Origin of the sequence: Thiohalorhabdus sp. (assembly GCF_036628635.1) — a bacterium.
Taxonomy (GTDB): Bacteria; Pseudomonadota; Gammaproteobacteria; order Thiohalorhabdales; family Thiohalorhabdaceae; genus Thiohalorhabdus.
The window spans coordinates 1-26,696 of record NZ_JAZKRM010000015.1 but is presented as its reverse complement, the minus strand read 5'-3'; the positions used below and the strand labels follow the sequence as shown (position 1 = coordinate 26,696).

Here is a 26,696-nt window from a genome sequence, read left to right as displayed (position 1 = left end):
TAAGGGTTAGCAGCCCGGCCGGGGCACCAGGCTTCGACAGCGCCAGCAGCGAAGCTAGCCTGCCTGCTCCTCACTCCTCAAGCTCCTGGTTTGAGCTCCACAAGCAGGATGATGGCGATCAAAAGCAGGGTGGGGAACTCGTTCAGGGCTCGGTAGAAGCGCTCGCCGCGGGTGTTGGCCTCGGCAGCGAAAATCTGGCGCAGGTGACCGAGGTAGAAGTGGTAGGCGAGGAGGACCACCACCAGGGCCACCTTGGCGTGGAGCCACCAGCCCGCCGCCGTCCAGTAGCTGAACCAAAGCCACAGCCCGAGGACCACCGTGACCACCATGGACGGGGTCATGATGCCGCGGTAGAGCCGGCGCTCCATATTCCGGAAGTAGTCCGCCGTCTCCGCCCCCGGCCCCTGAGCATGGTAGACGTACAGCCGTGGCAGGTAGAACAGCCCGGCGAACCAGGCGACCATTGCCATAATGTGCACGGCCTTGATCCAGAGCATCACCAATCCTCGCAGCCGGTGGCTTTCCAAGGGACAACCGTAACGATAGCATAACCATTGGCCTGGCCCAGAAATGCGCAGGGGTTCAAGGCGGTGTGAGCCGGTTCATAGCAAGGCGCGCCGAGGAAGCCGTGGCGGCCCCACGGGGAGGAGGCGCAAGGCAGGGCTGGTTCAGACGTTCCCTCCGCGCGGGCGGGATGGTGGACGGCGCGGCTTCAGCGCCCCTGGACGGGCAGGCAGCCCGGCTATGCGCGCTTCCTCGCGGCGCCCGCCATCCCGGCTCGCAGAGCCCCTACGCATTTCTGGGCCAGGACACAAGACAGGCCCACATCCGGGGAGGCCCATCATGACCGGTCCCGAGAGCCGCCGCCGGACCCTGCTCACGCAGGAAGCCGCCCGCCTCATGGTGGAAGAGGGCATCCAGGACTTCGCCGCCGCTAAGCGCAAGGCGGCTCGCCACTTGGGCGGCAGCCCTGGCACCGCCAAGGACCTGCCCACCAACCGGGAGATCCAGGACGAGGTGGAGCTGCGCCTGCGCATGTACCGGGACACCCCAGGCGCCCGGCTCCACCTGAGGCGGCTGCGGGAGGCGGCGCTGGCTGCCATGCGCTTCTTCGCCGACTACCGGCCGCGGCTAGTGGGTTCGGTTCTGGCGGGGACCGCCACCGAACACTCCGACATCAATCTCCATCTATTCGCCGAAACCCCGGAGGAAGTGGAGATCCTGCTGGACGATTCGGGCATCCCCTTCGAGCGGACCACCAAGCGGCACAGCTTCGGGGACCGGGGGCCCGAGGAGTTCCCCGCCGTCAGCCTGGTCGCCGGCTACGCGCCGCCGCCAGACGATCCGGACCGGTGCAAGGGGTCGGCGGTCGGGGACGGGGTGACCGTGTCAGCTACCATCTTCCCCCCGGAGCGCATCCGGGAGGCGCCGCGCTCCCCGGTCACTGGCCGGCCGGTGGACCGGGCCAAGATGGCGCGGGTCCAGGAGCTGCTGGACGCCGAGGAGCCCGAGCCCCTGGTTCCCGAAGCCGGCGCCGAGGACTGAGCCGCCGACCCCGGATCCGATAGGCAATGACCGCCTCCAATCCCGCCGATCTCGCCAACCGATCGTGGCCCGAGCGCAGCCGGGATCACGTCTGGTACCCCTACGCCCAGATGGCACATTACCCGCCGCCGGTGCCGGTGGCCGGGGCGGAGGGCTGCCGCCTGCGGCTTGCCGACGGCCGCGAGCTGGTGGATGGCACCGCCTCCTGGTGGTCCGCCTGCCACGGCTACCGCCATCCCCACATTATGGCGGCCGTCCAAGGCCAGCTGGACACCCTTCCGCACGTCATGCTCGGCGGCATGACCCATGAGCCGGTGGTACGCCTGGCCGAGCGCCTGGCTGCCAAGGCCCCGGGCTATCTCCATCACACCATGTTCACCGATTCGGGCTCGGTGGCCATGGAGGTCGCCCTCAAGATGGCCCGGCAGTACTGGGACAACCGCGGTCAGACACGGAACCTGTTCGTCGCCTTCGAGAACGGCTACCACGGCGACACCGGTGGCTGCATGGGGGTATCCGACACCTACCGGGACCTGCGGCCGCGGTTCTCGGGGCTGACCCATGAACACCTAACGGTGCCGTTACCCGACGCGGACGGCCCCTCGGAGCTGGAGCGGGTCCTGGATCGGTACGGCAACCGCATCGCCGGGGTGGTGATCGAGCCCCTTATCCAGGGTGCCGGCGGCATGCTGGTGCACGGCCCCGAGGTGCTGGCGCGGGTGGCCGAGCTCACCCACCAAGCCGGCACCCTGCTTATCGCCGACGAGGTGGCCACGGGCTTCGGCCGCACCGGCTCCCTGTTCGCTTGCGAGCAGGCCGGTGCCGAGCCGGATATTATGGCCCTGTCCAAGGCCCTGACCGCTGGCACCCTCCCCATGGCCGCAACCATGGCCAGCCGCACGGTATTCGCGGGTTTCCAGGGCGAGGACGAGACCACCGCCCTCATGCATGGGCCCACCTTCACGGGCAATCCCCTGGCGGCGGCCGCCGCCAACGCCTCCCTGGACCTGTTCGAGGCGGAGCCGCGCCTGGCCCAGGCGGCGGCCATCGGAGACCGGCTTCGAGAGCAGCTTGGCTCTCTGGGTGAACTTCCCGGCGTCGTGGATGTCCGGATCAAGGGGGCCATGGGTGCGCTGGAGCTACGCCCGGGCTGGTCCAAAGATTGGATGCGCGAGCGCTTCGTGGACCTCGGGGTCTGGATCCGCCCGTTAGGCAATGTTGCCTACCTAACGCCGCCGCTTACCATATCCGAGGACGAGCTGGGTCGTCTGACGCAGGCCCTGGAGCGAGTGCTCCGGGAGATTTTTGCTTAAACCCCGGTTTTTCGGAGCGAAGTGCTCTTGCGCTTGAAACCGACCACCCGCATGAGCGATCTTAGGAAAAAGGCCATCCAGGTTCCCCGAACGAGGGAGGAGGCGAGACAAGCCATGGCTATGGCGCAGCCCCAGCAATCACCGAAAATCATGAGCATGGCCATCCGCGACCCCCATCGCGGGCTTTACCAGGTGGCGTTCAACGACGGCGTCTCCGGGGTGCGTGTGGAGGTCCCCTTCGACGAGGCTGCCAGTGTGCGCGAGGCCCGCTTGAGGGCCGAGCACACCCTTCAATACCAGGAGTGGCTCCGTCACAAGCGGCTGCGGGAGCATCGCATTCGCCAGCTGGTGGGGGACTACAACGGTCTCGCCTACGAGCGGCCCGCCCCCGGTCAGGACGACCTAGCCGGTGTGGATCCCGAGGGGCTTGCGGATCAGCTAATCGACACCTACGCCGAGAGCGAGCGCCGCAGCGTGGCCTACGGGGTGGGCGCCATGCTCCGTCACACCCTGGTTCTGCTGGAGGCGGCGCACCGCCTTCGCGGGGAGGGCGAATGGTCTCTGTCTTACGCCTACCGCATGCTCGAGGATCTGCGCCTTGTCCGGCGCCTGGGCGAGTCGCTGAGTGCCGCGGAGGTGGAGCAGGAAACCCGGCTGGAGGACGCCGTGCGTTACTGGAACGCCATCAAGGACGGCCAGCTCTCCCCGGGCATACGGGACCAGCTGCGGCGCCGGGCCAAGGCTTGGCTGCGGCGCTATCTCAGCCAGCCCGACTCTGCTTGAGACGGGGATAAACCCGCAGAGTGGCGGAGAACGCGGAGACCACCCAAACAAAGGCCGGGGACCTAAGGGTGCCCGGCCTTTTTCATTGAGCGCGCTTTACAGGCGTTTTCCTCTGCTCGCTCAGCCTCTCTGAGGTTAACCGCCGTCTGATCAGGCGTCGGTCTCCACCCCGAAGGTGCTCACTAGATCGGGCATCGCCTCGCCCTCCGGGGGAACAATCGCCATGGGGACATGGGGGTGGAAGAACTGCAGTGTGCGCCTGAGCTCTTCCGGGGGAACTGGCTCCTCGCTGCTGCGGTCGAGGACCAGCCCTGCTAGGTGAATGCCCGCGCCGTGCAGGCAGCGCAGGGCGGTTAGGGTGTGGCTGATGGTGCCGAGGTAGGTGCCCGCCACGAGCACCACCGGCCACGCCAGCTCGCTGGCCCAATCGAGGAAGGTGGTGCTATCGGTGAGGGGGGTCATAATCCCGCCCACCCCCTCGGCCACGACGAACCCTCCGGCCTCCGTCTCCAGACCCTCGCAATAGCCCTTGAGCAGGGAAAGCGACAAAATGCGCCCCGATCTTGCCGCGGCCATGTGTGGCGACATGGGCTCTTCGAAGCGTTCCAGGCACAGGCGCTGATGGGTGTCCCAGTCATCGGGGTCCAGGCCGCAGGCTTCGATGAGGACCCGGCCGTCGGGGCTCCAAAGCCGGCCCTGTTGGTCGGCCTGACAGCCGCTGGAGACCGGTTTGGTAGCCAAGACCTCGTCGCCCCGGCTGCGGAGCTGGTAGGCCAGCTCCGCGGTGACGAAGGTCTTGCCGACCTCGGTGCCGGTGCCGGTAATCAGCAGGGTGCGGCTCAAGACGGGTCTCCCTCGTTCGCTTGGCGGGCCAGCTCACCTGCTTCGTCCGGCGCCAGGTGGCGGCCGGGTATGGGGATGAGCCCCGGCACCCGGCGCCGGTAGGCGGCATAGGCGTCGCCGTAGGCCTCCATCAGCTTGCGCTCCTCCAACCGGGACCCTACCACCAGATACACGGTGATGGTCAGCACGGCAACCAGGCCGGCCAGATCCAGATCACGTGTCCACAGTATCACCAGGCCGAAAAAGTACCACGGGTGGCGGACGAAGCGATGGAGCCCGGTTAGGCGCAGCGGCTCCCAGGACTCCCGCCCGTCTTCGGTGACGGCGCTGCGGTTACCCAGGCCCAGGAACTGCCCCATATCGTAGCCCCGGACGGTGGTGGTGAATCCGAGCACGGCCGCCAAGGCGGCGGCTTGGGCCAGCCACCACGCCGGTCCGTGCCAGGCCACCACCTGGGGACCGTTCAGGGCCACGGTGAGCGCCACGAGGGGCACCAGCGTAACTGCTGCGACGAGGCTATAGATCAGACGATAGGCCCGGGCCGAGGCCGGCCAGCGCCGCGCGACGGCAGCCTTTACCCGGCGGGCGGCCAGTAGCGAATGGACCGCCAGATAGGCCGCCCAGGCTACAACTAGACCGATGTAGCTTAACGAGGTTTCCATGCCACTAGGTAGGCTACCCGCCATGTCACCGGTACCGGTCCTTCGCCGACGCCGCAGGCATGGCGGTAGGCTTGCTCCAGGCGCGCCAGACGGTTCCGGCCGTGGAGGCCGCGGGACCGTTCCGGGGATTTGTCCACGGCCCCCAGACCCTTGAGATCGCGCAGGACCGCCCGCGGCCGGGGGGCGTGGAGGGTTTCGGTCTCCACCCAGCAGGCGCCGTGGTGCAGGCCGGAGCTGGCCAGGGCCCGGGCCAGGGCCTGCCGTCCCCGGAAGGGGCCTACACCGCCCCGGCCGTCCATGGCTCGGAGGGCGTTTTCAAGCTCGGCAAGGGTGCCCGTTGCCAGGGTGCTGGCCACCAACAGCCCTCCCGGACGCAGGCAGCGGGCGACCTCGCCCAGGGTGGAGGGCAGTTGGTTGACCCATTGCAGGGTCAGCGAGGAAACCACGGCGTCCAGGCTTTGCGGGGCCAGGGGCAGGGCCTCCGCATCGCCTGTTATCCCTGGCTGGCCGGCCCGCCGACCGCTTCGGGTCATGGCATGGGCTAGGTCCAGGGCGAGCAGGTGCTGGGCAAGCAGGCCTTGCGCCGCGAGAGACCGCCCTACCAGCCCCGTGCCGCTGCCCAGATCGAGGACGGTGCCCTGTCTGTCGCCGACGCGCTCGACGTAGAGGTCGGCGACGCGGCCGGCCACCCGGGCCTGGAGGGGGGCATGGCGGTCGTAGGTGGCCGCAGCACGGGCGAAATCGCGCCGGACCGCCGTCTTGTCGAATGGTGCTCGAGTCGTCTTAGGCCAGGGTTCGGACGAATTCGCCAATGCGCTGTTCCGCCTCCTGGGCGTGGCTGATGTGGGGGGCGTGGCCCGAGCCACTGACGATGTGGACGCTAACCTGGGGACCGAGATCCTGGAAAAACCTCACCGCGCCCGGGTCCACTACGGCATCCGCCTCGCCGTGGATAACCAGCACGGGCAAATCCAGCAACGGGGGATCGCGGGTCAAGTCGGTTCCGGCCAGAACGTCCAGCCAGCCCGCCAGTATCTCCGGTCCGGCCCCGGTGGCCAACAAACGGTTACGGATTGGGGTTGGCGCCCACATGCTCCGCGGTGCCTGGTCGCCGCGGAACTGGAGGGCGAAGAAGCGGCGCAGGGTGGCCGTGGGGTTGTCGGCCATACCCGCCCGGAAGTCTTCTAAGACAACTGGATCCTGGCCTTGGGGATAGCTCGCCCGGGCCACAAAACTTGGCGGGGTGCCGATCAAAACCAAGCCCCGGCACCGTATCAAGCCAACGCGCTGGGCCTCCATGGCGGCTAGCCCCCCGAGGGACCAGCCCACCACCACGTCCCAATCTCCGGTAAGGGCCTCGGCGGCCGTTTCCAGGGTGCACCCTGGATCCTCTAGGCCCTCGGGCTCGTGGCCCGGTAGGCTCAGTCCCTCGACTTCAGCGCCCGGTATCATCAGGCGCTCCCAGCAAGCGGCCGTATGCCCCCAGCCTGCCATAGCTGCCAAGCGTAAGGGGGCGCTCACAATCTGGCCGCCACAGTGGCTGGCATGAGGGGGGCAAGCGCGGCAGTCAGACCGTCCACGTCCGATTCGGTATGCGGTGCCCGCAGCGTTATACGTAGGCGAGCGGTGCCCTCGGGGACGGTGGGCGGGCGGATGGCCTGCACCAGATAACCGGCCTCTTCCAGCGCTCCCTGGGCGGCAATTGCGGCATCATCTTCACCCAGAACAACGGGCAGGATGGGGCTATCGCGGGCGTTCAGCCCCAGACGATCGGCTAGTCGCCGGGCCAGGACCAGGGGACGGCGGCAAAGCTCCGGGTCTCGGCGGATCCGCGCCACCGCCACCCGGTTGGCCACCACCGTGGCTGGCGGCAGGGCGGTGGTGTAGATGAAGCTGCGGGCCCGGTTACGGATCAGCTCGGCCACTGGGCGGCTGGCGCAAAGATAGCCGCCATAGCCGCCCACCGCCTTGGACAGGGTCCCCATCTGCAGGGGCACATCGCCGGCGGTCAGCCCAGCCGCCCGGGTGCTGCCGGCACCGTCGCCAACCACACCGACGCCATGGGCATCGTCGCTCATTAGCCAGCAGCCGAAGGTTTCCGCCAGCTCGGCCAGCTCGCCCAGTGGGGCGAGGTCACCGTCCATGGAGAAAATGCCGTCGGTGACCAGCAGGCAGTGGCGGTGCTCGCTTCGATAGCGGCTCAACCGGTGCCGCACCGCTTCGGGGTCGCCGTGGGGGTAGCGCAAGACGCGGGCCCCCGAAAGGCGGGCACCATCCACCAAACAGGCGTGGTTGAGGCGGTCGGCCAGGATCAGGTCGTGGCGGCCAGCTAGGGCGGTCAGAATGCCCAGATTGGCCAGAAAGCCACTGCCGAACACCACAGCGTCCTCGCTGCCCTTGAGGGCGGCCAGCTCGGTCTCGAGGGCAGCGTACTCCGGGTGATCGCCGGTGATCAGGCGACTGGCACGGCCGCCGGCGCCGTAGCGCTGCAGCGCGTCGGAGCCCGCTGCAAGGACCTCGGGATCGCTGGCCAGGCCGAGGTAGTCGTTGGTGGAGAAATCCACCAGGGCTTTGCCGTCGCGCTCCACACGCCGACTGTCCAGGAACTCGGTGGGCCGGAGCCGGCGCCGCCGGCCGGCTTGCCCCAATTCTGCCAGGGCCTCGCGGGCGAAGGCGTCCAGATCCGAGCTCATCCACCCCTCAATGGCTTGCCCTTGTCCAGCCGCTTGCGGAAGACGGCCATCTCCTTGGCGGCCTGGCGGTCGCCGTTGGCCTCGGCACGGTCGATGCCGGTATCCAGCGTTTCGCGGCAGGCCTCCGGGTCACCGATCTCATCCTGGGCCTGCGCCAGTGCCTTGTAAGCGGCGGAATAGTCCGGGCTCTGGGACAGGCACTCCTGCAGGTGGGGGAGGGCCTCTGAAGGCCGGTCGGCGTAAAGGAGCTCCAGGCCAATGGAATAGCGCAGCAGCGGGCCGTCCTGGCCCGAATCAAGCATCTTCAGAAAGGCGTCCAACTTCCCCGAGCCCGCCAAGGTTGCTTCCCCTCGCAGTCGCCGATGACTTCAGTCAGTTCGCCTTATTCTGCCCCACACCCCGGCGTTGGGCCATGGCGGTCCCCAGGGCTGCGAGCTCGGCCGCTGTTAGCCGGGCTTCCGCGGCGGGCAGCAGGTGGCGATTCTCGCGGTTAAGGTGGGCGGTCTGGGCGGCGTGGAAGGCTCGCACCGCCTCCCTGTAAGCCTTCGGATCCACCGGGTGCCCTTGCTCCAGCGCCTCTAATAAGGGACGCAGGGCTATCCATCGGGTCTGCAGCTCACCGTGCTCGCCTTCTAAATTACCCAGCAGCGTGACCAATTCTCGGTCCGGTTGGGGATCGAGGTGCCGCCGCAGGCGGGGGAGGAGATCAACCTCCTCATCGGCGTGATGCAGCGGTGCCGCGTGCTCGAAGTAGCGAAGGACCTTCCCCGCTGCCTGGCGCACCGGCTCCACCGGGGGGGTATCCAGCTCGTGGTCGGCAAGGCGCCGAGCCAGATCGGCAAAGTGCTCCACACGGCCGTGACAGGCTCGAAGCAGGCCGATGGGATCGTTGAAGTCGGGGGCGGTCGGCGTATCCGGATGCATCAAGGACCTCGCAGCCGGGTCTGATTTGATACCATTGGCAGGGTTTGGGACCGGCTACGTGAGAGGTGGTTCCGCGAGGGGCGCATGGCCGGAACTAAAAAGGAGTATAACGTAATTATTCCCTTAAAAAATAATTTGCTAATTTTCTAAGGGAAATTAGAGCTAATTCGGTAGAGTCAAGTAATTTTGCCGTTTACGAACGGCATAGATTCCGGGTAGCTTTGTTGACCCAAAACTTTTCCACCGGATTGAGCCGAAGGAGGCGTTCACCCGTCTAATGGACGCCATGCGCATCGTACCTTCGGTGGCCACCCAACCAGCGGATAGGAGGGCAAATGAGGATTGCAACCCTGATTGCCGGCGGCCTGGCCGGAGCCGCCCTGATGGCGGCACCGGTCCAGGCCCAGCCCCAAGGCGATCCCGGAGCCGGCAAGGATAAGGCCTTTGAATGCCTCGGCTGCCACGCCAGCGAGACCTACTCCAATATTTATCCTACCTATAAGGTGCCCAAGGTAGGCGGCCAGTCGGCCCAATACATCGTTTCCGCTCTCAAGGCCTATGCATCCGGCGACCGCCAGCATCCCACCATGACCGCCCAGGCCGAGGCCTTGAACGAGCAGGACATGCAGGACATCGCCGCCTATTTTGCCCAGAAGGGTGCCAAGTAGGGCCCTTCCACCTCACTTTCGCGTGGAGACGACCATGACGCGTATCGCGATCGCGCTGATGTGCATGCTTGCCGGCGGCTGGGCGGGGGCCGCCCAGGCGGAAGAAGCCCACGGCTCAGCCGATAAGGGATCGGGTGCCAGCGCCGAGGAGATCGTCAACCAAGGTCTGCCCGACAAGGGGGTCCAGCCCTGCAAGACCTGCCACGGCAAGACCGGCGAGAGCTCCAGCCCTACGTTCCCCCATCTGGCCGGGCAGCACAAGGACTACATGGTCCAGGCCCTCAAGGGATACCGCTCAGGCGACCGAACCAATGCCATCATGAACGGGCAAGCTTCCGCACTCACCGAGGCCCAGATCGAGGGTCTGGCAGCCTACTACGCCGACCAAGAAGCCAGCCTGGCGACGCTGTCAAGGTAAGCTAGGCCGGGTCCTTCAAAAAGCGGTAACCCGGTCCGGCTTTTAGCCGGGCTGGTTTGGGAGTGTACGCCCAATCATCGCCTTGCTAGTGCAGGTGGGTTCCTCTGGAAGCCAGGGAAAGCCCTGAGCGAGGGATGGGAACAGGCATTGGGACGTCCACCCCGCTCGGTGCGGGCGCAGCGGGCAATAAGCTACGGGCGCTCTCACTCGGATGACGGTCGGCCACCTCCAGAGGGCCATGGGGCAAGCTTTACTCCCCGCTGAGGTGGTCTGAGCCGGGTTGAGGGCCTCTTCTGGGCGCCTTAAAGCGGCCATCGTACCGGCGTCTCCAGATGAGGGGATGCCAATGGCCTAATAGCCTCTCCCCGCAACCGGCTCTGGCTGGTATCCCAGGAAACGGGGGCTTAGACCGGACACCTTAGTACCTACGGAGTTTGGGGCAGGAAGGAAAATGGCGGCGGGCCAATGGCGGCAGGACTTGATGGGAGGGCTCGCGGAGTGGTCCGAGGCCTTCCTGGCCTTTCTTCCCAGCCTGGGTGCAGCGGCGGGCATCCTGCTTGGGGGCTGGCTCGTCGCCCGCCTATTGCGGGGAGCTTCCCGCCGTATAGCTCGGACCCTGGACCGAGGTATGGTCGGGCTAGGGCGTCAGCAACCACCGCTGGCGGGTGCGGCTCCGGAGGCCCTGGGCACCACGGTGTTCTGGCTGGTGATCTTGGCCGCCGTCACCGGTGCGACCCAGATTCTGGCGCTGGATTCCTTCGCCGTTTGGTTGGCCCGCCTTGCCGGCTATCTGCCGACCTTGCTGACCGGTGTCCTGATAGTGGCCGCCGGCTTTTTCCTGTCCGTAATCGTGCGCAACCTCACCGCGGCGGCGGTGCCCGTCACCCTGCCGCAGGGCGCCCTATTGGGCCGGCTGCTGCAGGCGGTCATTCTGGTGACGGCCATGGTCCTCGGCGCGGATCAGATGGGTCTCGACGTCACTTTCCTGGTCACTTTGGGCACCGTGCTGGCAGGGGCCATGGTGGGTGGCTTGGCACTGGCGCTGAGCCTGGGCTCGGGCCCTTTCGTCGCCAACCTGCTCGGTGCCCACCAGCTGCGCCAGCACTTCCGCGTTGGTCAGAGGGTGCGTACCGGTGGTCATGAGGGCCGCATCGCAAGGATTACGGCCGTTTCCCTGGTGCTCGATACCCCCGAGGGCCGGGTCCACCTGCCGGCCAAGATCTTCCACGAATCGGCGGTGGTGGCTGTACCTGAGGAGGTCAGGGATGGCTGAGGGCGAGGGGCTCAGCCGCGCCTTCGCCGAACGGCATCCGGGAGAGGCCGCCATGCTCCTGGAAACCCTGGCCGAGGATGAGGTTGCGGCCTATCTGGCCGAGCTGCCTGTCCCGGTCGCGGCTACGGTGTTGGCGGCCATGCTGCCGGGCCCGGCGGCAGGGGTCCTGGACCGCCTTGGGCCCGAAATCGGGGCTGACCTGCTGACCGCCCTGGGTCCCGAACGGGCGGCGACAGCCCTGCGCAATTTGGTTCCCAAGCGGCGGGAGGCCCTTCTGGGGCGGCTCCGCCCGGGTCGGCGGGCGGCCGTGGCCCGTCTTTTGCGCTATGTGCCGGATACGGTAGGGGCCTGGATCGAGCCGCGCATCTTGTCGCTACGCCAGGATGCCACCGTGGCCTGGGCCCGACGGGCCGTCGCGGCGGCCAGGGCTCCCGCGGAGACGGAGCTGTACGTGGTGGACGCCAGCCACCGTTTGGTGGGACGGCTTCCCCTCGGTCGGTTGTTGCGCAGCGACGTAACGGCCCGCCTGGAACGAGTCATGGCCCGGCGTCCCGCGGCCCTGACGGACGCCACCGAAATCGGCGAAGCCCGGCACGACAGCAGCTGGGTCGGCCTCGCCGCCCTGCCTGTGGTGGATAGCGGCGGTTACCTGCTGGGGGAGCTCACCGAGGAAGCACTGGAGCGGGCCCTGGGTAGGCATCGGGCCCGGGAGGCCCGTACGGGAACCGGCGCCCTGGAGGCCCTTGCGGATACCTATCTGCATGCCGGTACAGGTTTCCTTCGCGAGGTCTGGAGCCTTTTGGCACCGGCAGCCGGGTCCCACCGGGAGGATAGCCCGTGAGCGCTGCGGCCTCCCCCGGGACCGCCCTTTACCGACGGTTCCTGGAAGCCTACCCCCACGAGGCGGCCCTGGAGCTGGAAACCCTCCCGGCGGAGGAGGCATCGGCCGTTGTGAGCGGCGAGCCGGCCGATACCGTGGTGGCTGTCCTGGACCACCTAGCTCCCGGCACAGTGCTGCGGATATTGGCCCACCTGCCCGCAACCGAGCGGTCCGGATTGCTGCATGCCATGGAGCCCGCACGCGCCGCCCGGCTCTTGAGGCACCTGGATGTCGAGGCGCGCACGGCGTATCTGGCGGAGCTCCCAGCAGCGATCACCCGTGAGCTGGCGAGTCTGCTGAGCTATCCCCCCGATTCGGCCGGCCAATGGATGGACCCCCGCATCCTGCCCCTGGGGCGCTGGAGCACCGTGGGCGACACCCTGAGACGCATCCGGGGCCTGCCCAGCGGGTCCATCGCCACCCTGTTCCTGGTGGATCCTGAGGACAAGCTCGACGGGCGGGTGGATCTCCAGGACCTGGCCGTGGCCGATCCGTCCGAGTCCTTGGCGGCACTGGCCCGACCGGTGCCGGTGTCGGTTTCGGAGTTCGCCCCACGCGAGGAGTTGGTGGCCCGCTTTGAGGAGGGCCAGCTGGCCAGCCTGCCGGTGCTGGACTACGCAGGCCGGCTCACGGGGGTGGTGCACCAGTCGGCGCTTGTATCCGCCGTGCAGGAGGAGGCCAGTGCGGATCTCCAAGCCATGGTCGGCGTCAGCCGGGAGGAGCGGGCCCTGTCCTCGGTCCGCTTCTCGGTGACGCGGCGGTTGCCATGGATGGTGATCAACCTGGCCACTGCCTTCCTGGCCGCGGCCGTGGTGGGGCTGTTCGAGGGACTGATCGGCCGCTTCACCGCGCTCGCCGTTCTGCTGCCGGTGGTGGCGGGCCAGTCCGGTAACGCCGGGGCTCAGGCCCTGGCCATCACCATTCGCGGCCTGGCCCTGCACGAGATCACGGTCCGCCACTGGGTGCGGGTGGTGTTCAAGGAAATGCGGGTAGGACTGCTCAACGGACTGGCGGTGGCCGTCATCTGCGCCTTCGGGGTCTATCTGTGGAGTGGCTCCGCCGGCCTGGGCCTGATCATCGGCTTGGCCATGGTGCTGGCCATGGTGGCCGCCGGCATTTCCGGGGCCCTGGTTCCCATAACCCTCACCCGGCTGGGCCAGGACCCGGCGCAGGCCTCCTCCATCATACTTACTACCGTTACCGATGTGGTCGGCTTCGCCGGGTTCCTGGGCACCGCCACTGTCCTGGCCCACCTCATCTAGCCGCTGTCCAGGGCCGGCACTTCCTTGCCGTTTCCGGTGTCCTAATCCTAGGCAGCAAACCCCCGAGGAACCTTGACAATGGCCTCAGACATCCGCCGTTACTCCCGCTTCTTGCGGGTGCTGGTGCCGCTCCTGCTTCTGGCCCTGGCTGCTGGCTGCGCCACCTACGGCGAGCGGGTGGCGCCGGTCCCCCTCCCCGAGACCGATCCCCAGGCGGTTACCGTGGACGGGGCCCAGGTGGTGGCCCAGGCGTACCTGGAGCCGCAGAAGGCCGATAAGGCCCTCGGCTTCGACGCCCGTGGTGCCGGCTTGTTGCCGGTGCGCTTCGTGGTGGACAATGGCAGCCAAGGGGTGGTGCGTCTGCGTCCGGAGCAGACCTTCCTCCTTGATGGTGAGGGCAACGCCTGGCCGCTGCTCACTTCGGAACAGGCCTACAAGCGAGTGCGCGCGCACGTGGGTGCCGGCGAGACGGTGGCCGGAGCGGGCGAGTCCACCTTCCTCGGCGGTGCCGCCGGGGCCGTGGCCGGGCTGGCCATCGGTGTTCTCTCCGGGCGAAATGTGGCCGAGAACGTGGGCAAGGGTGCGGTGGTGGGCGGTGCCGCCGGCGCCCTCGGTGGTGGCGCAAGCCGTTATGGCGAGCTGGACCGTGAGATCCGCAACGACCTGGAGCAGAAGAGCCTGCGCATCCAAAGGGTGCCGAAGGGTGAGCTGGCCTACGGCTATCTGTTTTTCCCCGGCAAGGAAGAGGCGGAAAGTGCCCGCGCCATGCGCCTGGGCCTGAAGGTGGGCGATCGCTCGCAGGTGGTGGAGCTGCCGCTGTAGGCCACGAGCCCGCATTGCCCTGACTAGATTCCGGGTGCTGATGCCGCCCCCGGTCACTGCTGGGTGATGGTATAGCCGCCATCGCGAAGCAGGGCCACCAGGCCTTGCTCGCCCGCCAGGTGCCCCCGCCACCAAATAATCCCGCCGGTCCTCGAAAAAGTCCTCGATCCGGCCCAGCCAGTTGCGGTTGCGGTGGACCACCAGGCGGTCGTAGAGCTCGGCGAGCCCTCGAACTCTGCCCCAACTAGGCGGTCTACTTTTTTGGCTCGTCCGGCTTCCGGGCCCGCACCAGCTTCTCCAGCTCGCCCACCTCCTCCAGGGTCTAAAGGAGGAAAGCCCCTTGCGCTGCCATTGGCAGGTCATCGAAGAAGCGCGGCTGCTCCCCAGGTGTCTCCAGGCTCAGGACGAGCTGGCCAGCCTCGGTCGCTGGGCGGTGAAAGTAGGTGCCTTCGCCATATCTTGGGATGGTAGCCGGCCCGGCGGAGAGCGCCCTGCCTGATCACCATCCCGGCGAGCCAGGGATACAGGTCGGACAGGACGCGCAGGTCGATGTCGTGGCGGGCGGCTAGCTCACGAGCCGGGGCGTATTGCCCCTCCCCCAGCGGCTCCGCCAGCCCCTCGCCTTCCCAGTCCCGAGACCGGCGAGGACCTCGCTGGTGCTCTCCGGGGATAGAGGAATACGGGGGCCAGGTCTTGCCATTTGCCCTTTAAGCCGTAGCCACAGCCCATGAAATTGGGCTCGGTCCCGCCATGCGTTACTCTATAAGCCTTCCCTGATCCAGCTGGCGAGAGCCCCGTACCCATGACCGCCCATACCATGCAGATCCACGATCCATCCGCCACCGACATCGTCGATGAGGCGGACGTCTACACCGAGCTGCTGCCCCTCGACGGTGCCCGCCTCATCGAGCTCGGCTGCGGCGCGGCGGCGCATACCCGAGCCATCGCCGAAACCGGCCGCCCGGCCTCGGTGCTGGCCTGCGAGGTGGACGATATCCAGCACGGCAAGAACCTGGAGGCCACCGACGTACCGGACACGGTGACCTTCGCCCGGGCCGGGGCCGAGGCGATCCCGGCGGCGGCCGACAGCGCGGACGTGGTGGTCATGTTCAAGTCCCTGCACCACGTTCCGGTGGAGGCCATGGATTCTGCCATGGCCGAGATCGCCCGGGTGCTGCGCCCGGGCGGGCTGGCCTACATCTCTGAGCCGGTGTTCGCCGGGGATTTCAACGAGGTGCTGCGGCTGTTCCACGACGAGTCCGAGGTGCGCCGGGCCGCCTTCGAAGCGGTGCGGCGGGCCGTGGACGGGGGCGTGCTGGAGCTGGTGGAGCAGCGCTCCTTCCACACCCGCAACGACTTCGACGATTTCGCCGACTTCGAGGACCGGGTGCTGGGCGTCACCCACACCGAGCACGATCTAAGCCCCGAGCTGTACGAGCAGGTGCGCGAGACCTTCGAGGGCTACATGGTTCCTGGCGGTGCCCGTTTCGTCATGCCCATCCGGGTCGATCTGCTGCGCTGTCCGGGCTGAAGTGGTTCAAAAGGGGAAACCGATGTCGCTGGACGACCTGCTCTGGTGGCAGGCCTTCAATGAGCCGACCCAGGCCGGGGTAACCGGGGATACCGTAGCCGACCTCGGTGGCGGTCTGCTGATCCTGGCCCTTGGGCTGGTGCTGGTGATGTCCATGGCCCTAGGGCTTTGGGACGACCGGGACCCGGCGGCAGTCCGTCACCGGATTGGGGCCTGGGCGGCGCCCGTTCTGGTGCTAATCTACGGCATCTTAATGGCCCTGGCGGTCCTGTGGCTGGTCGTTCCCGGGGCTATTCTGGCGGTTAAGGCCTGGAATGAGCCCCTGTTGTGGACGGCCCGGGCCGTGGCAATCGTTTAGGTGGTCCGGGTAGCCATGGGCAGGATAAGACCGGCCCCCGCATACGGGGGCCGATTGTCGCTTGTCGGATAGGGGAAACGGTCCGTCTCGCCGCGGCCCTGTTCCGCTTATTCCCGGACCAGGGCCATCACAGAAGGTCCTTACGGATGGCATCGATGCCGGCGGTGGCGCACTTGTCGTCGATTTTGCCGCTGGGGGCTCCGGAGACACCAATGCCACCAATAACCCGGCCGCCGGCCATGATCTGCTTGCCGCCGCCCAGGATGGTGACCTTGGGCAGGTTCTGAAGGCCGTAGCCCGTTTTGCCGGGCTTGGCCATGGTGCCCAGCTCCACGGTGTCGGTGCGGAAGCTCACGGCGGTCCATGCCTTGCTGATGGCGGTATCGATGGTGTGGGGCCCGGCGTAGCGGGCGCGCATCAGCGCCTGAGTGTTGCCGCCCCCGTCCACTACCACGGCGGTAACCTGAACTTCCCGCTCGCGGCAATCCTTGACCGCCTCCTTGGCCGCCTTCACCGCCATTTGGGGAACCAGGCTCGGGTTGTCGAAGGTGGCTTCCTGCGCCTGTACCGGTGTCGCGGCGAGCGCCAGCATGACTCCCCCCAGCAGGGTGGTCGTTAGTGTCCTCATGATGATCCCTCCTGATCGGGTGTTAATATCCCATCCCTACTAGCTTTCGGGGACCGGCGCAATGCCTGCGCGCGGCCCCTTCCTTCCGGATTCCCCCATGGCGAAGGGATGGGCCGCCGCAGACCGCCGGGGTAGAATTGCCGGGACGCCCAACCAACTGCCAGGGAGGGGCCATGCGCCTGATTTCCCTCGCCGGCAAGGCCGGCACCCGGATCGGCTTCATCGAGCCCGATGCGAGGTTTGTCGTCGACCTCCAGGCGGCCGATCCCCGCCTGCCCTGGGACATGGCCAGCCTCATCGCCCACGGCGAGGCGGGGCGGCAGGCCGTGCACACCGCCGCCGAGCAGGCCGGTCCCCAGGCCCGTCTGGCCCTGGAGTCGGTGACGGTGCTGCCGCCGCTGCCGCTTCCGGTGCGCAACATCATGTGCGTGGGCAAGAACTACGCCGCCCACGCGGGGGAATTCCGTGGCACGGCCGGCACCGCCAGCGGCGTGAGCGGCGACCTGCCAGAGCACCCCATCGTCTTCACCAAGGCCTCCACCGCGGTCATCGGCCCCGGCGACGCCGTCCCCGCCTATCTGGACCCCACCGCTTCGGTGGACTACGAGGGCGAGCTGGCGGTGGTCATCGGCAGAGGCGGCCGGGGCATCCGCGCCAGCGACGCCTGGGACCACGTCTTCGGCTACACCCTGGTCAACGATGTCACCTCCCGCGAGCTGCAGAAGCGCCACGGCCAGTGGTTTTTGGGCAAGAGCCTGGACGGCTTCTGTCCCATGGGCCCCATGCTGGTCACGGCCGACGAGGTCCCCGACATCCGCTCGGCGCGGCTGACCACCACGGTCAACGGCGAGCTGCGCCAGTCCGGCTGCCTGGCGGACCTGATCTTCGACATCCCCACCCTGATTGAGACCCTGTCCCGGACCATGACCCTGGTGCCCGGGGACGTCATCGCCACCGGTACCCCCGAGGGCGTGGGCGTGGGCTTCTCGCCGCCGAGTTACCTGGGCGCCGGCGACGAGGTCGAGGTCCACGTAACCGGCATCGGCAGCCTGCGCAACCCGGTGGTCTGATCACTGGCGGGGAGGAGGGCGTTGGCGTGGCACGGGCCGCCGTCGTGCGCACTTGGGCCGAGGGGGCGAGGGGCGGCTCTGGTGGCCATCGACCCGGAGGCCTTCAAAGGGTCACAGGGGAGGCGAGGCCTTGCCGCCGGGAGCGGAACCGGTTACCTTGGGTGTATAACCGAAACCTAATATATACTGCTAACCTCGTTAGCCACCGGAGGTAGACCCATGCGCACGCCCACCCTGGTCCTCTCCCTGACTCTGGCCCTGGCCGCCTCGTCCGCTGCCCAGGCCCAGGGCTGGAGCCTGCTCCCCGTTACCGACGCCGACTATCGGGCCGAGCCCACCCTGGCCGCCCTCGGGGGCATGCAGGATCCCGACGTCGACGGCGTGAGCAGCGGTGGCGCCTACGGGGTCGAGCTTTCCCTGAACTGTCCCACTCTGGCTACCCCGCGCCACGGCATCCGGCAGCAGATCAGCCTGACCCGCTTCGACAACGACGGCCTTGAGCTCACCAGCCTGGAGATCAATCCCCACTATGTGATGCCCATTGGGCAGGGCCTGGGCTTCGGCTTCGGCCCAGGGCTCAGTTACGTGGCTGCGGACGGCGGCGGTGACAGCGACGGGGTGTTTGGCCTTCAGGCCGGCGTGAGCCTGCATTACCGCCAGGGACCGCTTTTCCTGGGGGCCGAGGCGCGCTACCAGTGGACCCAGGACGCCGATCTGGGCGGCGGGGACACCGATCTGGCCAACAGCCGCCTGATGGGCAAGGCGGGCGTAACCTTCTAGGGAGGCGCCACCCACACCCGGGATAGGCGTTCCGAGTCCTTCGGATTTGTGGGCTCGGCAGGCCAGCGGTGGGTCCGGCCCTCGGGGCCGGGTCGGCTCCTTCCGTTGCCGCCCTGCGGGGCAGGGAGCAGGCCCTGGACGCCGCCCGGCTGGTGCACCAAGATGCCCGGCCCCGGCATCCCAACCAATCCCGGAGTCATGACCTTCCCCCCCTGGCTACGTCATCTGCTGCCGCCGCTGGCCATTCTCGGCATCGGCGCCGCCCTTCTGGCGGCCATGGTGCTCACTAGCCCCGAGCCTCCCGCCCGCAGCGAGGACGAGCGGGTCTGGCGGGTGGAAGCCCGGACCGTCGAGCCCCGTTCCATTTCGCCTACTCTGACCCTGTATGGCCGGCTGGAGTCGCCGCGGGCGAGCACCCTGTCCGCTGGTGTCACTGCCGACGTTAGGGAGGTGGCAGCGCGTGAGGGACGCTCGGTGGCCCCCGGCGAGGAGCTGGTGGCGCTGGAGCGCAGCGACCTGGCCGCCATCGTCGAGGAGCGCCGGGCCGATCTCGTGGAGGCCGAGGCCCAGGTCCAGGAGGCCCGGGTAACGCACCAGGCCAACCAACGCGCCCTCGAGCACCAGCGCGAGCTGGTGGAGCTCGCCAAGCGCGGGGTCGAGCGCGCCGAGCGCCTGGCCGAGCAGGAAGTGGGCGCCCCCGAGCAGGTGGATGCGGCTCGGCAGGCCGTAGAGCAGGCGCGATTGGCCCTGAACCGGGAGCGTCTGGAGGTGGAGACCTTTGATGCCCGCATCGACCGGCTTGAGGCCCAGAAGCAGCGGGCACGGGCGCGCCTGGAGCAGGCCAAGCGGAATCTGGCCCGGACCCGCGTTACCGCCCCCTTCGCCGGGCGGATTACCGGGGTGGAGGTGGCCCCGGGCGACCGAGTCCGTCCGGGGGATCCGCTGGTGGCGATGTACGACACTTCCGCGCTGGAGGTCCGCGCCACCATCCCCGGCCCCCGCGCGGAAGCGGTTCGCCATGCCCTGGCCGGGGATGAGGGGGTAACCGCCGAGGTGCGGATGGACGGTCGGACCCTGGCGGCCCAGCTGGATCGGCTGGGCGGGCGCAGCCCGGAAGGGGCCAGCGGGGTGGAAGGCCTGTTCCGCATCCAGGGCGAGGCTCCGGAAGGCCTGGCCCTGGGCCGCTTCGCCGAGGTGGTCGCGGAGCTGCCGCCCCGGCCGGGCCTGGTGGCGGTGCCGCCTGCCGCCCTCTACGAGCAGGACCGCATCTATGTGGTCCGCGATGGCCGGCTGGCTGCCCTGACCGTGGAGCGGGCCGGGCAGAAGGCGGTGGCCGATGGGCCCGGCCGCCTGCTGCTGCGGGCCGAGGGGCTGCGCTCCGGCGACCGGGTGGTGACCACCCAGCTGCCCAATGCCAGCGAGGGCCTGCGCGTGCGCGTTGCCGATGAGGCCGGCGACGCATGACCGCCGAAGGCGAAGACCGCGGCCTGCTGGCGCGCTTCGCCCGCCACCCCGTAGCCGCCCACCTGCTCATGGCCCTGATGATCCTCACCGGGCTCTACGCCCTCGATCGCACTAACACCCAGTTCTTCCCCAATTTCGACCTCGGCCTCATCACGGTGACCGTGGCCTGGCAGGGGGCCTCCGCCGCCGATATGGAGGACGGCGTTACGCGTCCCCTGGAGCAGGAGCTGCGCAACCTCGACCATCTGGACAGCATCACCTCCACCTCGGCGGAGGGGGTCTCGCGCATCTCCCTGGAGTTCAAGCAGGGCACGGCCATGGGCGAGGCCCTGGAGCAGGCCAAGTCGCGCGTGGGTCAGGTGCGCAACCTTCCCGAGAACGCCGAGGAGCCCGAGGTAACCCGCGTCACCCGGTTCGATCCCATCGCCAAGGTCCTGGTCTATGCCGAGGAGGGCGGCGATGGCCCCCAGCGGCTGTCCGAGCTGCGCCAGCGGGCCCAGGACATGCGCGACGAGCTCCTCGACCGCGGCATCGCCAAGGTGGATATCCGCGGCCTGCCGGAGCAGAAGATCGCCATCCGGGTGCCCCCGGAGCGCCTGCACGAGCTGGGCTTGTCCCTGCCCGAGATCGCCGACAGGGTGGCGGCGGAGAGCCGCGATCTGCCGGCCGGGGAGGTGGGCGAGACGGTGTCGGCCCGCCAGCTGCGCAGCGAGGCCCAGCGGCGCCGGACCGTGGCCTTCGAGGACATCGTCGTCCGCGGCGGTACCGAGACCGGCCGGGTTACGCTCGGTGAGATCGCCGAGATCGAGCTGGCGGATCGCGACGACGAAATGCGGGTGACCTACAACGGCCAGCCGGCCGTGGAGCTCGACCTGCAGCGCAGCAACACGGGGGACACCCTTGAGGCCGCGCGGACCCTGGAGACCTGGGTCAAGGTGACGCGGCCGGCGCTGCCCCCGGGGGTGGGCATGGTGGCCTTCGATGAGTCCTGGAGCCTGCTCCAAGAGCGCATCATGCTTCTGGTCAAAAACGGAGCCGGGGGCCTGGTGCTGGTCCTGCTGGTGCTGTTCCTTTTCCTCCGCGGTCGGGTGGCGGCGTGGGTCGCCCTGGGCATCCCGGTGGCCTTCCTGGCGGCGCTGGCCCTGCTGTACGCCTTCGGCGGCTCCATCAACATGATCTCGCTGTTCGCCTTCATCATGACCCTGGGCATCATTGTCGACGATGCCATCGTGGTGGGCGAGCAGGCCCTGGCCCGCTACCAGGAGGGCAACGAGGGGCCCGTGCAGTCCTCGGTTAACGCCGCCCGCCGCATGTGGCCGCCCGTGCTGTCGTCGAGCCTAACCACCGTGGCCGCCTTTTTGCCCCTCATGCTGGTGGGCGGCACCATCGGCAACATCCTGTTCGACATCCCCTTCGTGGTGGTCTGCGTCATCCTGGCGTCGCTGGTGGAGGCCTTCCTGGTGCTGCCCGGCCACCTGGCCCGGGCCTTTCCCGGCATGCCGCGGGAGCGCAGCGGCGACGGCTTCCGTGCGCGCTTCGACGCCGCCTTCGGCCGCTTCCGCGACGGCCCCTTCCGGCGCCTGGTGGAGCGGGCGGTTGCTTGGCGGGGCACCACCCTGGCTAGCAGTGTCGCCCTGCTGCTACTGGCCGTGGGCCTGCTGGCCGGCGGCCGCCTGCCGTTCTCCTTCTTCCCCTCCCCCGAGGGCAACATCGTCTACGCCAACGCCAAATTCGTGGCCGGCACGCCAAAGCAGGATGTCGATGCCTTCCTGGGCCACCTCCGGCAGACCTTGGCGGACACCAACAAGGCGGTGGCCGGTGACCCGGTGCGGCTGGCGGTGGCGCGGCACGGCACCACCGCCGGCGAGCAGCAGGCCGGGGGTGCCCAGGGTGGCGACCAGTTCGGGGCCCTGGTGGTGGAGCTGGTCAATCCGGAGCAGCGGACCATCAGCACCACCGACTTTATCGACCGGTGGCGCCAGCGGGTGGAGCGTGCCCCGGGACTGGAGTCGTTCACCCTCACCGCCCGCACCGGCGGTCCGCCGGGTCGGGACCTGAGCATCCGCCTCACCGGGGCGATGCCGGACCGCCTCAAGGCCGCGGCCGGGGAATTGGCCGAGGTCCTGGAGGGCTTCGCCGGGGTCTCGGCGGTGGAGGACGACATGCCCTACGGCCGCGAACAGATCCTCTACCGGGTCAACGCCGAGGGCCGGGCCCTGGGGCTGACCCAGGCTGGCGTGGGGGAGCAGCTGCGCGCCGGATACGCCGGCAAGCTGGCCCAGATCTTTACCCGCGGCGAGGACGAGGTGGAGGTCCGGGTGGGGCTGTCCCGGGAGGTGCGCGACGACCCTGCGGCCCTGGGATGGGTGCCGCTGAGGACACCCCAGGGGGAGATGGTGCCCCTGGAAGCGGTGACGAGCCTGACCACCCAACGGGGCTTCGAGGCCCTGCGCCACGCCGAGGCCCGACTGGCGGTCCACGTCCAGGGAGCGGTGGACCGCGATGTCACCAACGCCAACCGGGTCCGGGAGCGGCTCAAGCAGGAAGCTCTGCCCCGCATCACCGAGCGCTACGGTGTCGACTACCGCTATGTTGGCCGGGCCGAGGACCAGGCCGAGACCCTGGCCGACATGAAGCGGGGGCTGGTCCTGGCCGTGGTATTGATCTATCTGGTGCTGGCGGCGGTGTTCGCCTCCTACGTGTGGCCGCTGGTGGTGATGGCGGCCATCCCCTTCGGCCTGGTGGGCGCCCTGGCCGGCCACTGGCTGCTGGGCATCGATCTGACCGTGCTGTCCCTGTTCGGCCTGTTCGGTCTTTCCGGTATCGTGGTGAACAATTCCATTATCCTGGTGAGCTTCTACCGCGATCTGAGGGGGGAAGGAATGGCGGTGCGCGATGCCCTGGTGGGCGCCAGCTGCCGGCGCCTGCGGCCCATGCTGCTGACCAGCCTGACCACCATGGGCGGCCTGACCCCGCTGCTGTTCGAGACCAGCCTGCAGGCCCAGTTCCTGATCCCCATGGCCGCCTCCATCGTCTTCGGCTTGGCCTTCGCCACGGTTCTGGTGTTGGTGCTGGTCCCTGCAATGCTTTCCCTGGAGCAGGATCTCGCCGCCCGGTTGGGCGGCAGTGGGGAGGCCTGCTAGGTGATCCGGGAATGGCGCCTCCCGGTCCGGCTGGCCGTCCTTGTGACCGCTCTGATGGCCCCCCTTCCCGCGGGCGCCGAGGGGGCGCTGACCGTTTATGCTGGCCCTTTCGCCAACAACCACTGGGAGGACTTCTTCCTAGACCCCGTTGGCCTCGACTACGAGCCGGCCTGGCTCGCGGTCTTGGCCCCTTCCTGGGAAGTGGCCCGGCCGCTGCCCGCCTTGTCCCTGGAGGTGGAAGGCCAAGTGGGTCGCTACTTCGGCGATCAGCAGCTCTGGGAGGTCAACGCCCTGGTGGCGGCTCGCTACCGGATTGCCGGCCGCGATGCTTGCTTGGGTACCTCGGTGGCCTTCGGCTTGGGGCCCTCCTGGGCCAGCGAGCAGCCGCCGCTGGAGCGCCAGATCACCGACAACGGTGATACCGCCCAATGGCTGGTCTATTGGTACCTGGAGGGCACGGTGGGCCACCGCTCCTGGGGCCCCTGGTCGGCGGTTCTGCGCCTCCACCACCGCTCCGGGGCCTTTGGCTTGGTAGCGGCCGAGGGCGGCTCCAATGTCCCCACCCTGGGCGTCCGTCGGCGGTTCTGAGGCGGAATGTCGGGCTTTACCGCCTATGTGGGGGTGGACTACTCGGGGGCGGCCACGGTCCATGACCGCCTCCCGGGGCTGGCGGCCTACCGCGCGGCCCCGGGTGAGGAACCGAGGCGGGTCCGGCCGGCCAAGGGAGGCAACTGGAGCCGTGCCGAGCTTCACCGCTGGCTGGCCGAGCAGCTCGCCGCCGAGCCCACCATCGCCGGCCTGGATTTCGCTTTCGCCTTTCCCGAGGGCTATTTCCGTCGCTACCACCTGCCCGATTGGGACGCCTTTCTGGTGGATTTCCGCCACCACTGGCCCACCGATGCCCCGGGGGTCACGGTCGAGGCCTGCCGGCCCGGCAACCCCCGAACCGGCTCCCCCGACGAGCTTCGCCTGTGCGAACGCTGGACACCGGCGGCCAAGAGCGTTTTTCGGTTTGATGTCCAGGGGGCGGTGGCCAAGTCCGCCCATGCGGGCCTGCCCTGGCTGGCCCGCCTGCGCCGGAAACAGTCGGGGACCGTCCATTTCTGGCCCTTCGATGGTTTCCGGCCAACCCCGGGGAAATCCCTGGCAGTCGAGGTCTATCCCGCCCTGTTCAAGCGGCGATTCCATCCCGACGGTCGCAACGACCACCAGCAGGACGCCTACGCCGTGGCCCGCTGGCTCGCCGAGACCGACACCCACGGGTTTCTGCCCCGTTACTTGCAGCCGCCGTTGACTTCCGAAGAGACCGATACGGCTCTTCGAGAGGGCTGGATATTGGGGGTGAGCTGAGTGGCCTATAAGGGTTAACCCGGATTGGCCTCGGCAGGGTATGGTCCAACTTACAAAGGTGGGTGGGCAGCAACCCCGGTCGAGGAGGTTCTCTGTGGCCTCTGTCGTCCTTTCCAAGGTTTTCCCCTCGCCCGGGCCTGTCCGGGGCGAAATCCTGCCGTTTTTACCACAGGGAGATGCCCTGGCCTGTTGGCTTTTGGGGGGCGCCCTGCTAGTGGCCTTCGGTACCGGCCTTGGGGGCCTTTTCCAGCGGCGCCGGGCCCGGCATTTGGAAGCCAAAGATTCGCCCCTCCAGACCCTGATGGCCAACATGCCGGGGGCGGTGATCACCGCTGACGAGCTCGGCCGCGTCCAGTCCTTCAATCCGGCCGCCGAGCGCATCTTCGGCTACCGGGCGGAGAAGGTGATCGGCGGCAACCTCCGCCGGCTCATGCCCGAGCCCCACCGCAGCCAGCACGACACCGACATCCGCCGTTACCTGTAGACGGGAAAACCCCATATCCTGGGGCAGCCGGCGTACGAGGTGACCGGCCTCGGCAAGGATGGCCTCCCTGTTCCGCTGCAAATGACCCCTGAATGAGGTGGGCATGGGTGGCCAACGGCAGTTCATCAGCGTCCTGCGCGCCTTCAGCGCTTACCAAGTACTGCGGGAGGACCTGGAACCTGAGGCGTGTTTCGCCAACGCCGTGATCAATAGCTTGCCCGGGGTCTTCTATCTCTTGGATCCGGAAATGCGTTTCCACCGGTGGAACCGCAATTTCCAGGAGGTCAGCGGATACACCGACGAGGAAATCGAGCAGCTGAGATCCACGGACCTTTTCCGCCCGGTAGATCACGAGCGGGTGGAGGCGGCCATCGGGGAAGTGTTTGCCACCGGCCAATCTACGCTCGATGCGGATTTGGTCACCACGGGGGGTGGCACCATCCCCGGCTACGAGGCGGCGACCTGCTCGCCCTTTGGGGGGGAGGGTTCATGGTGCTTCCCCATGAAACCGACAACGAAGGGGCGAGGGAGCTGGCCGAACGCCTGCGCTGGGAGCTGGAAGCCCATGCCTTTCCGGAGGTCGGAGGCATGACGCCCAGCTTCGGCGTGGCCGAGTATGTCGGTGGCGAGGGTCCGGGGGGCTGGCTCGCTGGGGGGATGCCGCCCTCTACCGGGCCAAGCGGGAGGGACGCACCCAGGTGGTCGCCGAGCCCAAAAAGCCCGCCTAGGGACCGGACGTCGGTTCAGGTGGCTTCCACTTCGATCCGGCGGCGTTTGGAGCCCTCGCTCTTGGGCAGAGTGACACGCAAGACGCCGTTGCGGTAGCGGGCCTTGGCCCCCTGTTGGTTAACTTCGGCAGGCAACGGCACCAAGCGCTCGAAATGGCCGTAGGCCGATTCGATGACGTAGAACCGGCCTCGGCTCTCCTCATTCTCCACCCGCTTTTCGCCGCTTACTCGGAGGGTTTGGTCGACCACCTCCAGCTCGAAATCCTGCGAGCTCATGCCCGGGACCTCGAGCCGGACGTGGACCTGATCGTCCGTTTCCTGGACATCGGCGGTAAGTACGCCCCACCCGGGGGTGCGGTAGGCGAGGCGTTCCTCGCTCGTTTCCACATCCCCCGTGGTGCGGGAAGGGACGAAGCGGGTAATAGCGCCCGCAGCCTGCTCCCGCAATTGCTCCCAGCCTTCACGGACGCCTTCCCAGGTACGGCTCAGACCGCGCCGAATGGGTGCCATGGTGTCCATGGGGGACCTCCTTTCCGTTCGCTATGGCCTATCCAGGGAGGTAGGGCCGGTGCTGGGGAATTCAAGCCCTTGCCTGGGGCTTGCCTGCGTCGTCCGCCTGGGCTAGGTTGCCCCGTTTTCTTGCCGTACCTGCCTGGAGCCCCATGGACGCCCTACGCCGCTATGCCCCCATCGTGGATGACCTGGAAGCCTTCCTGGCCTCGGCGGCCGCACCCCTGCCCAAGGTGGTGTGGGCCAACCGGGTTCGCCTTTCCGACAGCGCCATGGCCGAGGTCCTAGCCCGGCGGTGTCCCGAGGCCGAAGCCCTATCCTACCTTGAGAGCACGTGGCGGGTGCCGGCGGAAGGCGTCCGTCCTGGCAAATGGCCGGAGTTCGCCCTGGGCCTGATTCACACCCAGGAGGAGGTGAGCCTGTGGCCGGTGATTGTTCTCGAGCCCCGGCCCCGGGACGCGGTGCTCGATCTGTGCGCCGCCCCCGGCAACAAGACCGCGGGCATGGCAGTGGCCATGGGCGATGCCGGCTCGGTGCTGGCCAACGACCGCAAGTGGTCGCGGC

The 26,696-nt window shown here is 68.2% G+C and carries 29 protein-coding genes and 1 pseudogene; 20 read left to right on the top strand and 10 right to left on the bottom strand.

Features of this window, described 5'->3' with window-relative positions; genetic code table 11:
* Positions 1-77: 77 nt before the first annotated feature.
* Positions 78-497: a protoporphyrinogen oxidase HemJ gene (gene hemJ / locus V5A19_RS06815; RefSeq protein ID WP_332317519.1), complete on the bottom strand. Its 420-nt coding sequence runs from the start codon at positions 495-497 to the stop codon at positions 78-80.
* Positions 498-843: 346 nt separating this feature from the next.
* Here hemJ and V5A19_RS06810 point away from each other — a divergent pair, with 346 nt between their 5' ends.
* From V5A19_RS06810 to V5A19_RS06800, 3 genes are all read left to right on the top strand, one after another.
* Positions 844-1,545 (top strand): hypothetical protein, encoded by a 702-nt coding sequence (locus tag V5A19_RS06810; RefSeq protein ID WP_332317520.1) that lies wholly within the window; start codon positions 844-846, stop codon positions 1,543-1,545.
* A gap of 26 nt (positions 1,546-1,571) precedes the next feature.
* On the top strand, positions 1,572-2,858 hold the full coding sequence (locus V5A19_RS06805; protein ID WP_332317521.1) for an adenosylmethionine--8-amino-7-oxononanoate transaminase: 1,287 nt from the start codon (positions 1,572-1,574) through the stop codon (positions 2,856-2,858).
* Between the two features lie 114 nt (positions 2,859-2,972).
* Positions 2,973-3,641: a hypothetical protein gene (locus V5A19_RS06800; RefSeq protein ID WP_332317522.1), complete on the top strand. Its 669-nt coding sequence runs from the start codon at positions 2,973-2,975 to the stop codon at positions 3,639-3,641.
* 150 nt (positions 3,642-3,791) lie between these two features.
* Here the strand turns inward: V5A19_RS06800 and bioD are convergent, their stop codons facing one another.
* The 7 genes from bioD to V5A19_RS06765 are packed head-to-tail and all read right to left on the bottom strand — an operon-like array spanning position 3,792 to position 8,763.
* Positions 3,792-4,484: a dethiobiotin synthase gene (gene bioD, locus V5A19_RS06795; RefSeq protein ID WP_332317523.1), complete on the bottom strand. Its 693-nt coding sequence runs from the start codon at positions 4,482-4,484 to the stop codon at positions 3,792-3,794.
* Complete coding sequence (locus tag V5A19_RS06790) at positions 4,481-5,146, bottom strand: methyltransferase family protein (protein WP_332317524.1); 666 nt, start codon at positions 5,144-5,146, stop codon at positions 4,481-4,483. The genes bioD and V5A19_RS06790 overlap by 4 nt, the downstream gene beginning before the upstream one ends.
* The gene (locus V5A19_RS06785) at positions 5,131-5,958 is read right to left on the bottom strand and encodes a methyltransferase domain-containing protein (RefSeq protein ID WP_332317525.1); all 828 of its coding nucleotides are present in this window, start codon (positions 5,956-5,958) and stop codon (positions 5,131-5,133) included. Before V5A19_RS06785 ends, V5A19_RS06790 begins: the two co-directional genes overlap by 16 nt.
* Positions 5,930-6,640 (bottom strand): alpha/beta fold hydrolase, encoded by a 711-nt coding sequence (locus V5A19_RS06780; protein WP_332317564.1) that lies wholly within the window; start codon positions 6,638-6,640, stop codon positions 5,930-5,932. The genes V5A19_RS06785 and V5A19_RS06780 overlap by 29 nt, the downstream gene beginning before the upstream one ends.
* Positions 6,641-6,663: 23 nt before the next feature.
* The gene (gene bioF / locus V5A19_RS06775; protein WP_332317526.1) at positions 6,664-7,839 is read right to left on the bottom strand and encodes an 8-amino-7-oxononanoate synthase; all 1,176 of its coding nucleotides are present in this window, start codon (positions 7,837-7,839) and stop codon (positions 6,664-6,666) included.
* Positions 7,836-8,177 (bottom strand): tetratricopeptide repeat protein, encoded by a 342-nt coding sequence (locus tag V5A19_RS06770; protein WP_332317527.1) that lies wholly within the window; start codon positions 8,175-8,177, stop codon positions 7,836-7,838. Before V5A19_RS06770 ends, bioF begins: the two co-directional genes overlap by 4 nt.
* Positions 8,178-8,211: 34 nt before the next feature.
* A complete protein-coding gene (locus V5A19_RS06765) occupies positions 8,212-8,763 on the bottom strand; it encodes a hemerythrin domain-containing protein (protein WP_332317528.1) in 552 nt (183 codons plus the stop codon).
* 335 nt (positions 8,764-9,098) lie between these two features.
* Between V5A19_RS06765 and V5A19_RS06760 the strand changes: the two genes are divergently transcribed.
* The 8 genes from V5A19_RS06760 to V5A19_RS06725 all read left to right on the top strand — a co-directional run bounded on the left by V5A19_RS06760 (position 9,099) and on the right by V5A19_RS06725 (position 15,975).
* Complete coding sequence (locus tag V5A19_RS06760) at positions 9,099-9,431, top strand: c-type cytochrome (RefSeq protein ID WP_332317529.1); 333 nt, start codon at positions 9,099-9,101, stop codon at positions 9,429-9,431.
* A 34-nt stretch (positions 9,432-9,465) separates the two neighbouring features.
* Positions 9,466-9,849 (top strand): c-type cytochrome, encoded by a 384-nt coding sequence (locus tag V5A19_RS06755; protein ID WP_332317530.1) that lies wholly within the window; start codon positions 9,466-9,468, stop codon positions 9,847-9,849.
* A gap of 451 nt (positions 9,850-10,300) precedes the next feature.
* A complete protein-coding gene (locus V5A19_RS06750) occupies positions 10,301-11,122 on the top strand; it encodes a mechanosensitive ion channel family protein (RefSeq protein WP_332317531.1) in 822 nt (273 codons plus the stop codon).
* A complete protein-coding gene (locus V5A19_RS06745; protein ID WP_332317532.1) occupies positions 11,115-11,963 on the top strand; it encodes a magnesium transporter MgtE N-terminal domain-containing protein in 849 nt (282 codons plus the stop codon). Before V5A19_RS06750 ends, V5A19_RS06745 begins: the two co-directional genes overlap by 8 nt.
* A complete protein-coding gene (gene mgtE, locus V5A19_RS06740; protein ID WP_332317533.1) occupies positions 11,960-13,264 on the top strand; it encodes a magnesium transporter in 1,305 nt (434 codons plus the stop codon). Before V5A19_RS06745 ends, mgtE begins: the two co-directional genes overlap by 4 nt.
* A 78-nt stretch (positions 13,265-13,342) precedes the next feature.
* A complete protein-coding gene (locus V5A19_RS06735; protein WP_332317534.1) occupies positions 13,343-14,086 on the top strand; it encodes a hypothetical protein in 744 nt (247 codons plus the stop codon).
* Between the two features lie 802 nt (positions 14,087-14,888).
* Positions 14,889-15,617, top strand: a complete 729-nt coding sequence (locus tag V5A19_RS06730; RefSeq protein WP_332317535.1) for a class I SAM-dependent methyltransferase — start codon at positions 14,889-14,891, stop codon at positions 15,615-15,617.
* 22 nt (positions 15,618-15,639) lie between these two features.
* On the top strand, positions 15,640-15,975 hold the full coding sequence (locus tag V5A19_RS06725) for a hypothetical protein (RefSeq protein WP_332317536.1): 336 nt from the start codon (positions 15,640-15,642) through the stop codon (positions 15,973-15,975).
* A gap of 127 nt (positions 15,976-16,102) precedes the next feature.
* Here V5A19_RS06725 and V5A19_RS06720 read toward each other — a convergent pair whose 3' ends face one another.
* Positions 16,103-16,603: a GlcG/HbpS family heme-binding protein gene (locus V5A19_RS06720; protein WP_332317538.1), complete on the bottom strand. Its 501-nt coding sequence runs from the start codon at positions 16,601-16,603 to the stop codon at positions 16,103-16,105.
* Positions 16,604-16,776: 173 nt separating this feature from the next.
* On the opposite strand from V5A19_RS06720, the gene V5A19_RS06715 reads away from it, so the two are divergent.
* The 8 genes from V5A19_RS06715 (at position 16,777) to V5A19_RS06680 (ending at position 25,486) form a co-directional block, all read left to right on the top strand.
* Positions 16,777-17,673 (top strand): fumarylacetoacetate hydrolase family protein, encoded by an 897-nt coding sequence (locus tag V5A19_RS06715; RefSeq protein ID WP_332317540.1) that lies wholly within the window; start codon positions 16,777-16,779, stop codon positions 17,671-17,673.
* 219 nt (positions 17,674-17,892) lie between these two features.
* The gene (locus tag V5A19_RS06710; protein WP_332317541.1) at positions 17,893-18,453 is read left to right on the top strand and encodes a hypothetical protein; all 561 of its coding nucleotides are present in this window, start codon (positions 17,893-17,895) and stop codon (positions 18,451-18,453) included.
* Positions 18,454-18,651: 198 nt separating this feature from the next.
* Positions 18,652-19,917 (top strand): efflux RND transporter periplasmic adaptor subunit, encoded by a 1,266-nt coding sequence (locus V5A19_RS06705; RefSeq protein WP_332317542.1) that lies wholly within the window; start codon positions 18,652-18,654, stop codon positions 19,915-19,917.
* Entirely contained in the window at positions 19,914-23,060 is a 3,147-nt protein-coding gene (locus tag V5A19_RS06700) for an efflux RND transporter permease subunit (RefSeq protein WP_332317543.1), read from the top strand. The genes V5A19_RS06705 and V5A19_RS06700 overlap by 4 nt, the downstream gene beginning before the upstream one ends.
* Positions 23,061-23,648, top strand: a complete 588-nt coding sequence (locus tag V5A19_RS06695) for a hypothetical protein (protein WP_332317544.1) — start codon at positions 23,061-23,063, stop codon at positions 23,646-23,648. It abuts the gene before it with no gap.
* A 6-nt stretch (positions 23,649-23,654) separates the two neighbouring features.
* On the top strand, positions 23,655-24,410 hold the full coding sequence (locus V5A19_RS06690) for a hypothetical protein (RefSeq protein ID WP_332317545.1): 756 nt from the start codon (positions 23,655-23,657) through the stop codon (positions 24,408-24,410).
* 94 nt (positions 24,411-24,504) lie between these two features.
* A complete protein-coding gene (locus tag V5A19_RS06685) occupies positions 24,505-24,894 on the top strand; it encodes a PAS domain S-box protein (RefSeq protein ID WP_332317546.1) in 390 nt (129 codons plus the stop codon).
* Positions 24,895-24,997: 103 nt separating this feature from the next.
* Positions 24,998-25,486, top strand: coding sequence for a PAS domain-containing protein (locus V5A19_RS06680; protein ID WP_332317547.1), 489 nt, complete (start codon positions 24,998-25,000; stop codon positions 25,484-25,486).
* 151 nt (positions 25,487-25,637) lie between these two features.
* Here V5A19_RS06680 and V5A19_RS06675 read toward each other — a convergent pair whose 3' ends face one another.
* Positions 25,638-26,141, bottom strand: coding sequence for an Hsp20/alpha crystallin family protein (locus V5A19_RS06675; protein ID WP_332317548.1), 504 nt, complete (start codon positions 26,139-26,141; stop codon positions 25,638-25,640).
* 143 nt (positions 26,142-26,284) lie between these two features.
* Between V5A19_RS06675 and V5A19_RS06670 the strand changes: the two are divergent.
* A pseudogene (locus V5A19_RS06670) lies at positions 26,285-26,696 on the top strand (hypothetical protein); the annotation flags it as partial.

What these genes read in the sequence shown, in the direction of transcription:
- hemJ (WP_332317519.1), bottom strand. Translation starts at nt 497, where the DNA reads ATGCTCTGGATCAAGGCCGTGCACATTATGGCAATGGTCGCCTGGTTC.
- V5A19_RS06810 (WP_332317520.1), top strand. Translation starts at nt 844, where the DNA reads ATGACCGGTCCCGAGAGCCGCCGCCGGACCCTGCTCACGCAGGAAGCC.
- V5A19_RS06805 (WP_332317521.1), top strand. Translation starts at nt 1,572, where the DNA reads ATGACCGCCTCCAATCCCGCCGATCTCGCCAACCGATCGTGGCCCGAG.
- V5A19_RS06800 (WP_332317522.1), top strand. Translation starts at nt 2,973, where the DNA reads ATGGCTATGGCGCAGCCCCAGCAATCACCGAAAATCATGAGCATGGCC.
- V5A19_RS06790 (WP_332317524.1), bottom strand. Translation starts at nt 5,146, where the DNA reads ATGGAAACCTCGTTAAGCTACATCGGTCTAGTTGTAGCCTGGGCGGCC.
- V5A19_RS06780 (WP_332317564.1), bottom strand. Translation starts at nt 6,640, where the DNA reads ATGGCAGGCTGGGGGCATACGGCCGCTTGCTGGGAGCGCCTGATGATA.
- bioF (WP_332317526.1), bottom strand. Translation starts at nt 7,839, where the DNA reads ATGAGCTCGGATCTGGACGCCTTCGCCCGCGAGGCCCTGGCAGAATTG.
- V5A19_RS06765 (WP_332317528.1), bottom strand. Translation starts at nt 8,763, where the DNA reads ATGCATCCGGATACGCCGACCGCCCCCGACTTCAACGATCCCATCGGC.
- V5A19_RS06760 (WP_332317529.1), top strand. Translation starts at nt 9,099, where the DNA reads ATGAGGATTGCAACCCTGATTGCCGGCGGCCTGGCCGGAGCCGCCCTG.
- V5A19_RS06755 (WP_332317530.1), top strand. Translation starts at nt 9,466, where the DNA reads ATGACGCGTATCGCGATCGCGCTGATGTGCATGCTTGCCGGCGGCTGG.
- V5A19_RS06750 (WP_332317531.1), top strand. Translation starts at nt 10,301, where the DNA reads ATGGCGGCGGGCCAATGGCGGCAGGACTTGATGGGAGGGCTCGCGGAG.
- V5A19_RS06745 (WP_332317532.1), top strand. Translation starts at nt 11,115, where the DNA reads ATGGCTGAGGGCGAGGGGCTCAGCCGCGCCTTCGCCGAACGGCATCCG.
- V5A19_RS06735 (WP_332317534.1), top strand. Translation starts at nt 13,343, where the DNA reads ATGGCCTCAGACATCCGCCGTTACTCCCGCTTCTTGCGGGTGCTGGTG.
- V5A19_RS06730 (WP_332317535.1), top strand. Translation starts at nt 14,889, where the DNA reads ATGACCGCCCATACCATGCAGATCCACGATCCATCCGCCACCGACATC.
- V5A19_RS06725 (WP_332317536.1), top strand. Translation starts at nt 15,640, where the DNA reads ATGTCGCTGGACGACCTGCTCTGGTGGCAGGCCTTCAATGAGCCGACC.
- V5A19_RS06720 (WP_332317538.1), bottom strand. Translation starts at nt 16,603, where the DNA reads ATGAGGACACTAACGACCACCCTGCTGGGGGGAGTCATGCTGGCGCTC.
- V5A19_RS06715 (WP_332317540.1), top strand. Translation starts at nt 16,777, where the DNA reads ATGCGCCTGATTTCCCTCGCCGGCAAGGCCGGCACCCGGATCGGCTTC.
- V5A19_RS06710 (WP_332317541.1), top strand. Translation starts at nt 17,893, where the DNA reads ATGCGCACGCCCACCCTGGTCCTCTCCCTGACTCTGGCCCTGGCCGCC.
- V5A19_RS06705 (WP_332317542.1), top strand. Translation starts at nt 18,652, where the DNA reads ATGACCTTCCCCCCCTGGCTACGTCATCTGCTGCCGCCGCTGGCCATT.
- V5A19_RS06700 (WP_332317543.1), top strand. Translation starts at nt 19,914, where the DNA reads ATGACCGCCGAAGGCGAAGACCGCGGCCTGCTGGCGCGCTTCGCCCGC.
- V5A19_RS06690 (WP_332317545.1), top strand. Translation starts at nt 23,655, where the DNA reads ATGTCGGGCTTTACCGCCTATGTGGGGGTGGACTACTCGGGGGCGGCC.
- V5A19_RS06680 (WP_332317547.1), top strand. Translation starts at nt 24,998, where the DNA reads ATGGGTGGCCAACGGCAGTTCATCAGCGTCCTGCGCGCCTTCAGCGCT.
- V5A19_RS06675 (WP_332317548.1), bottom strand. Translation starts at nt 26,141, where the DNA reads ATGGACACCATGGCACCCATTCGGCGCGGTCTGAGCCGTACCTGGGAA.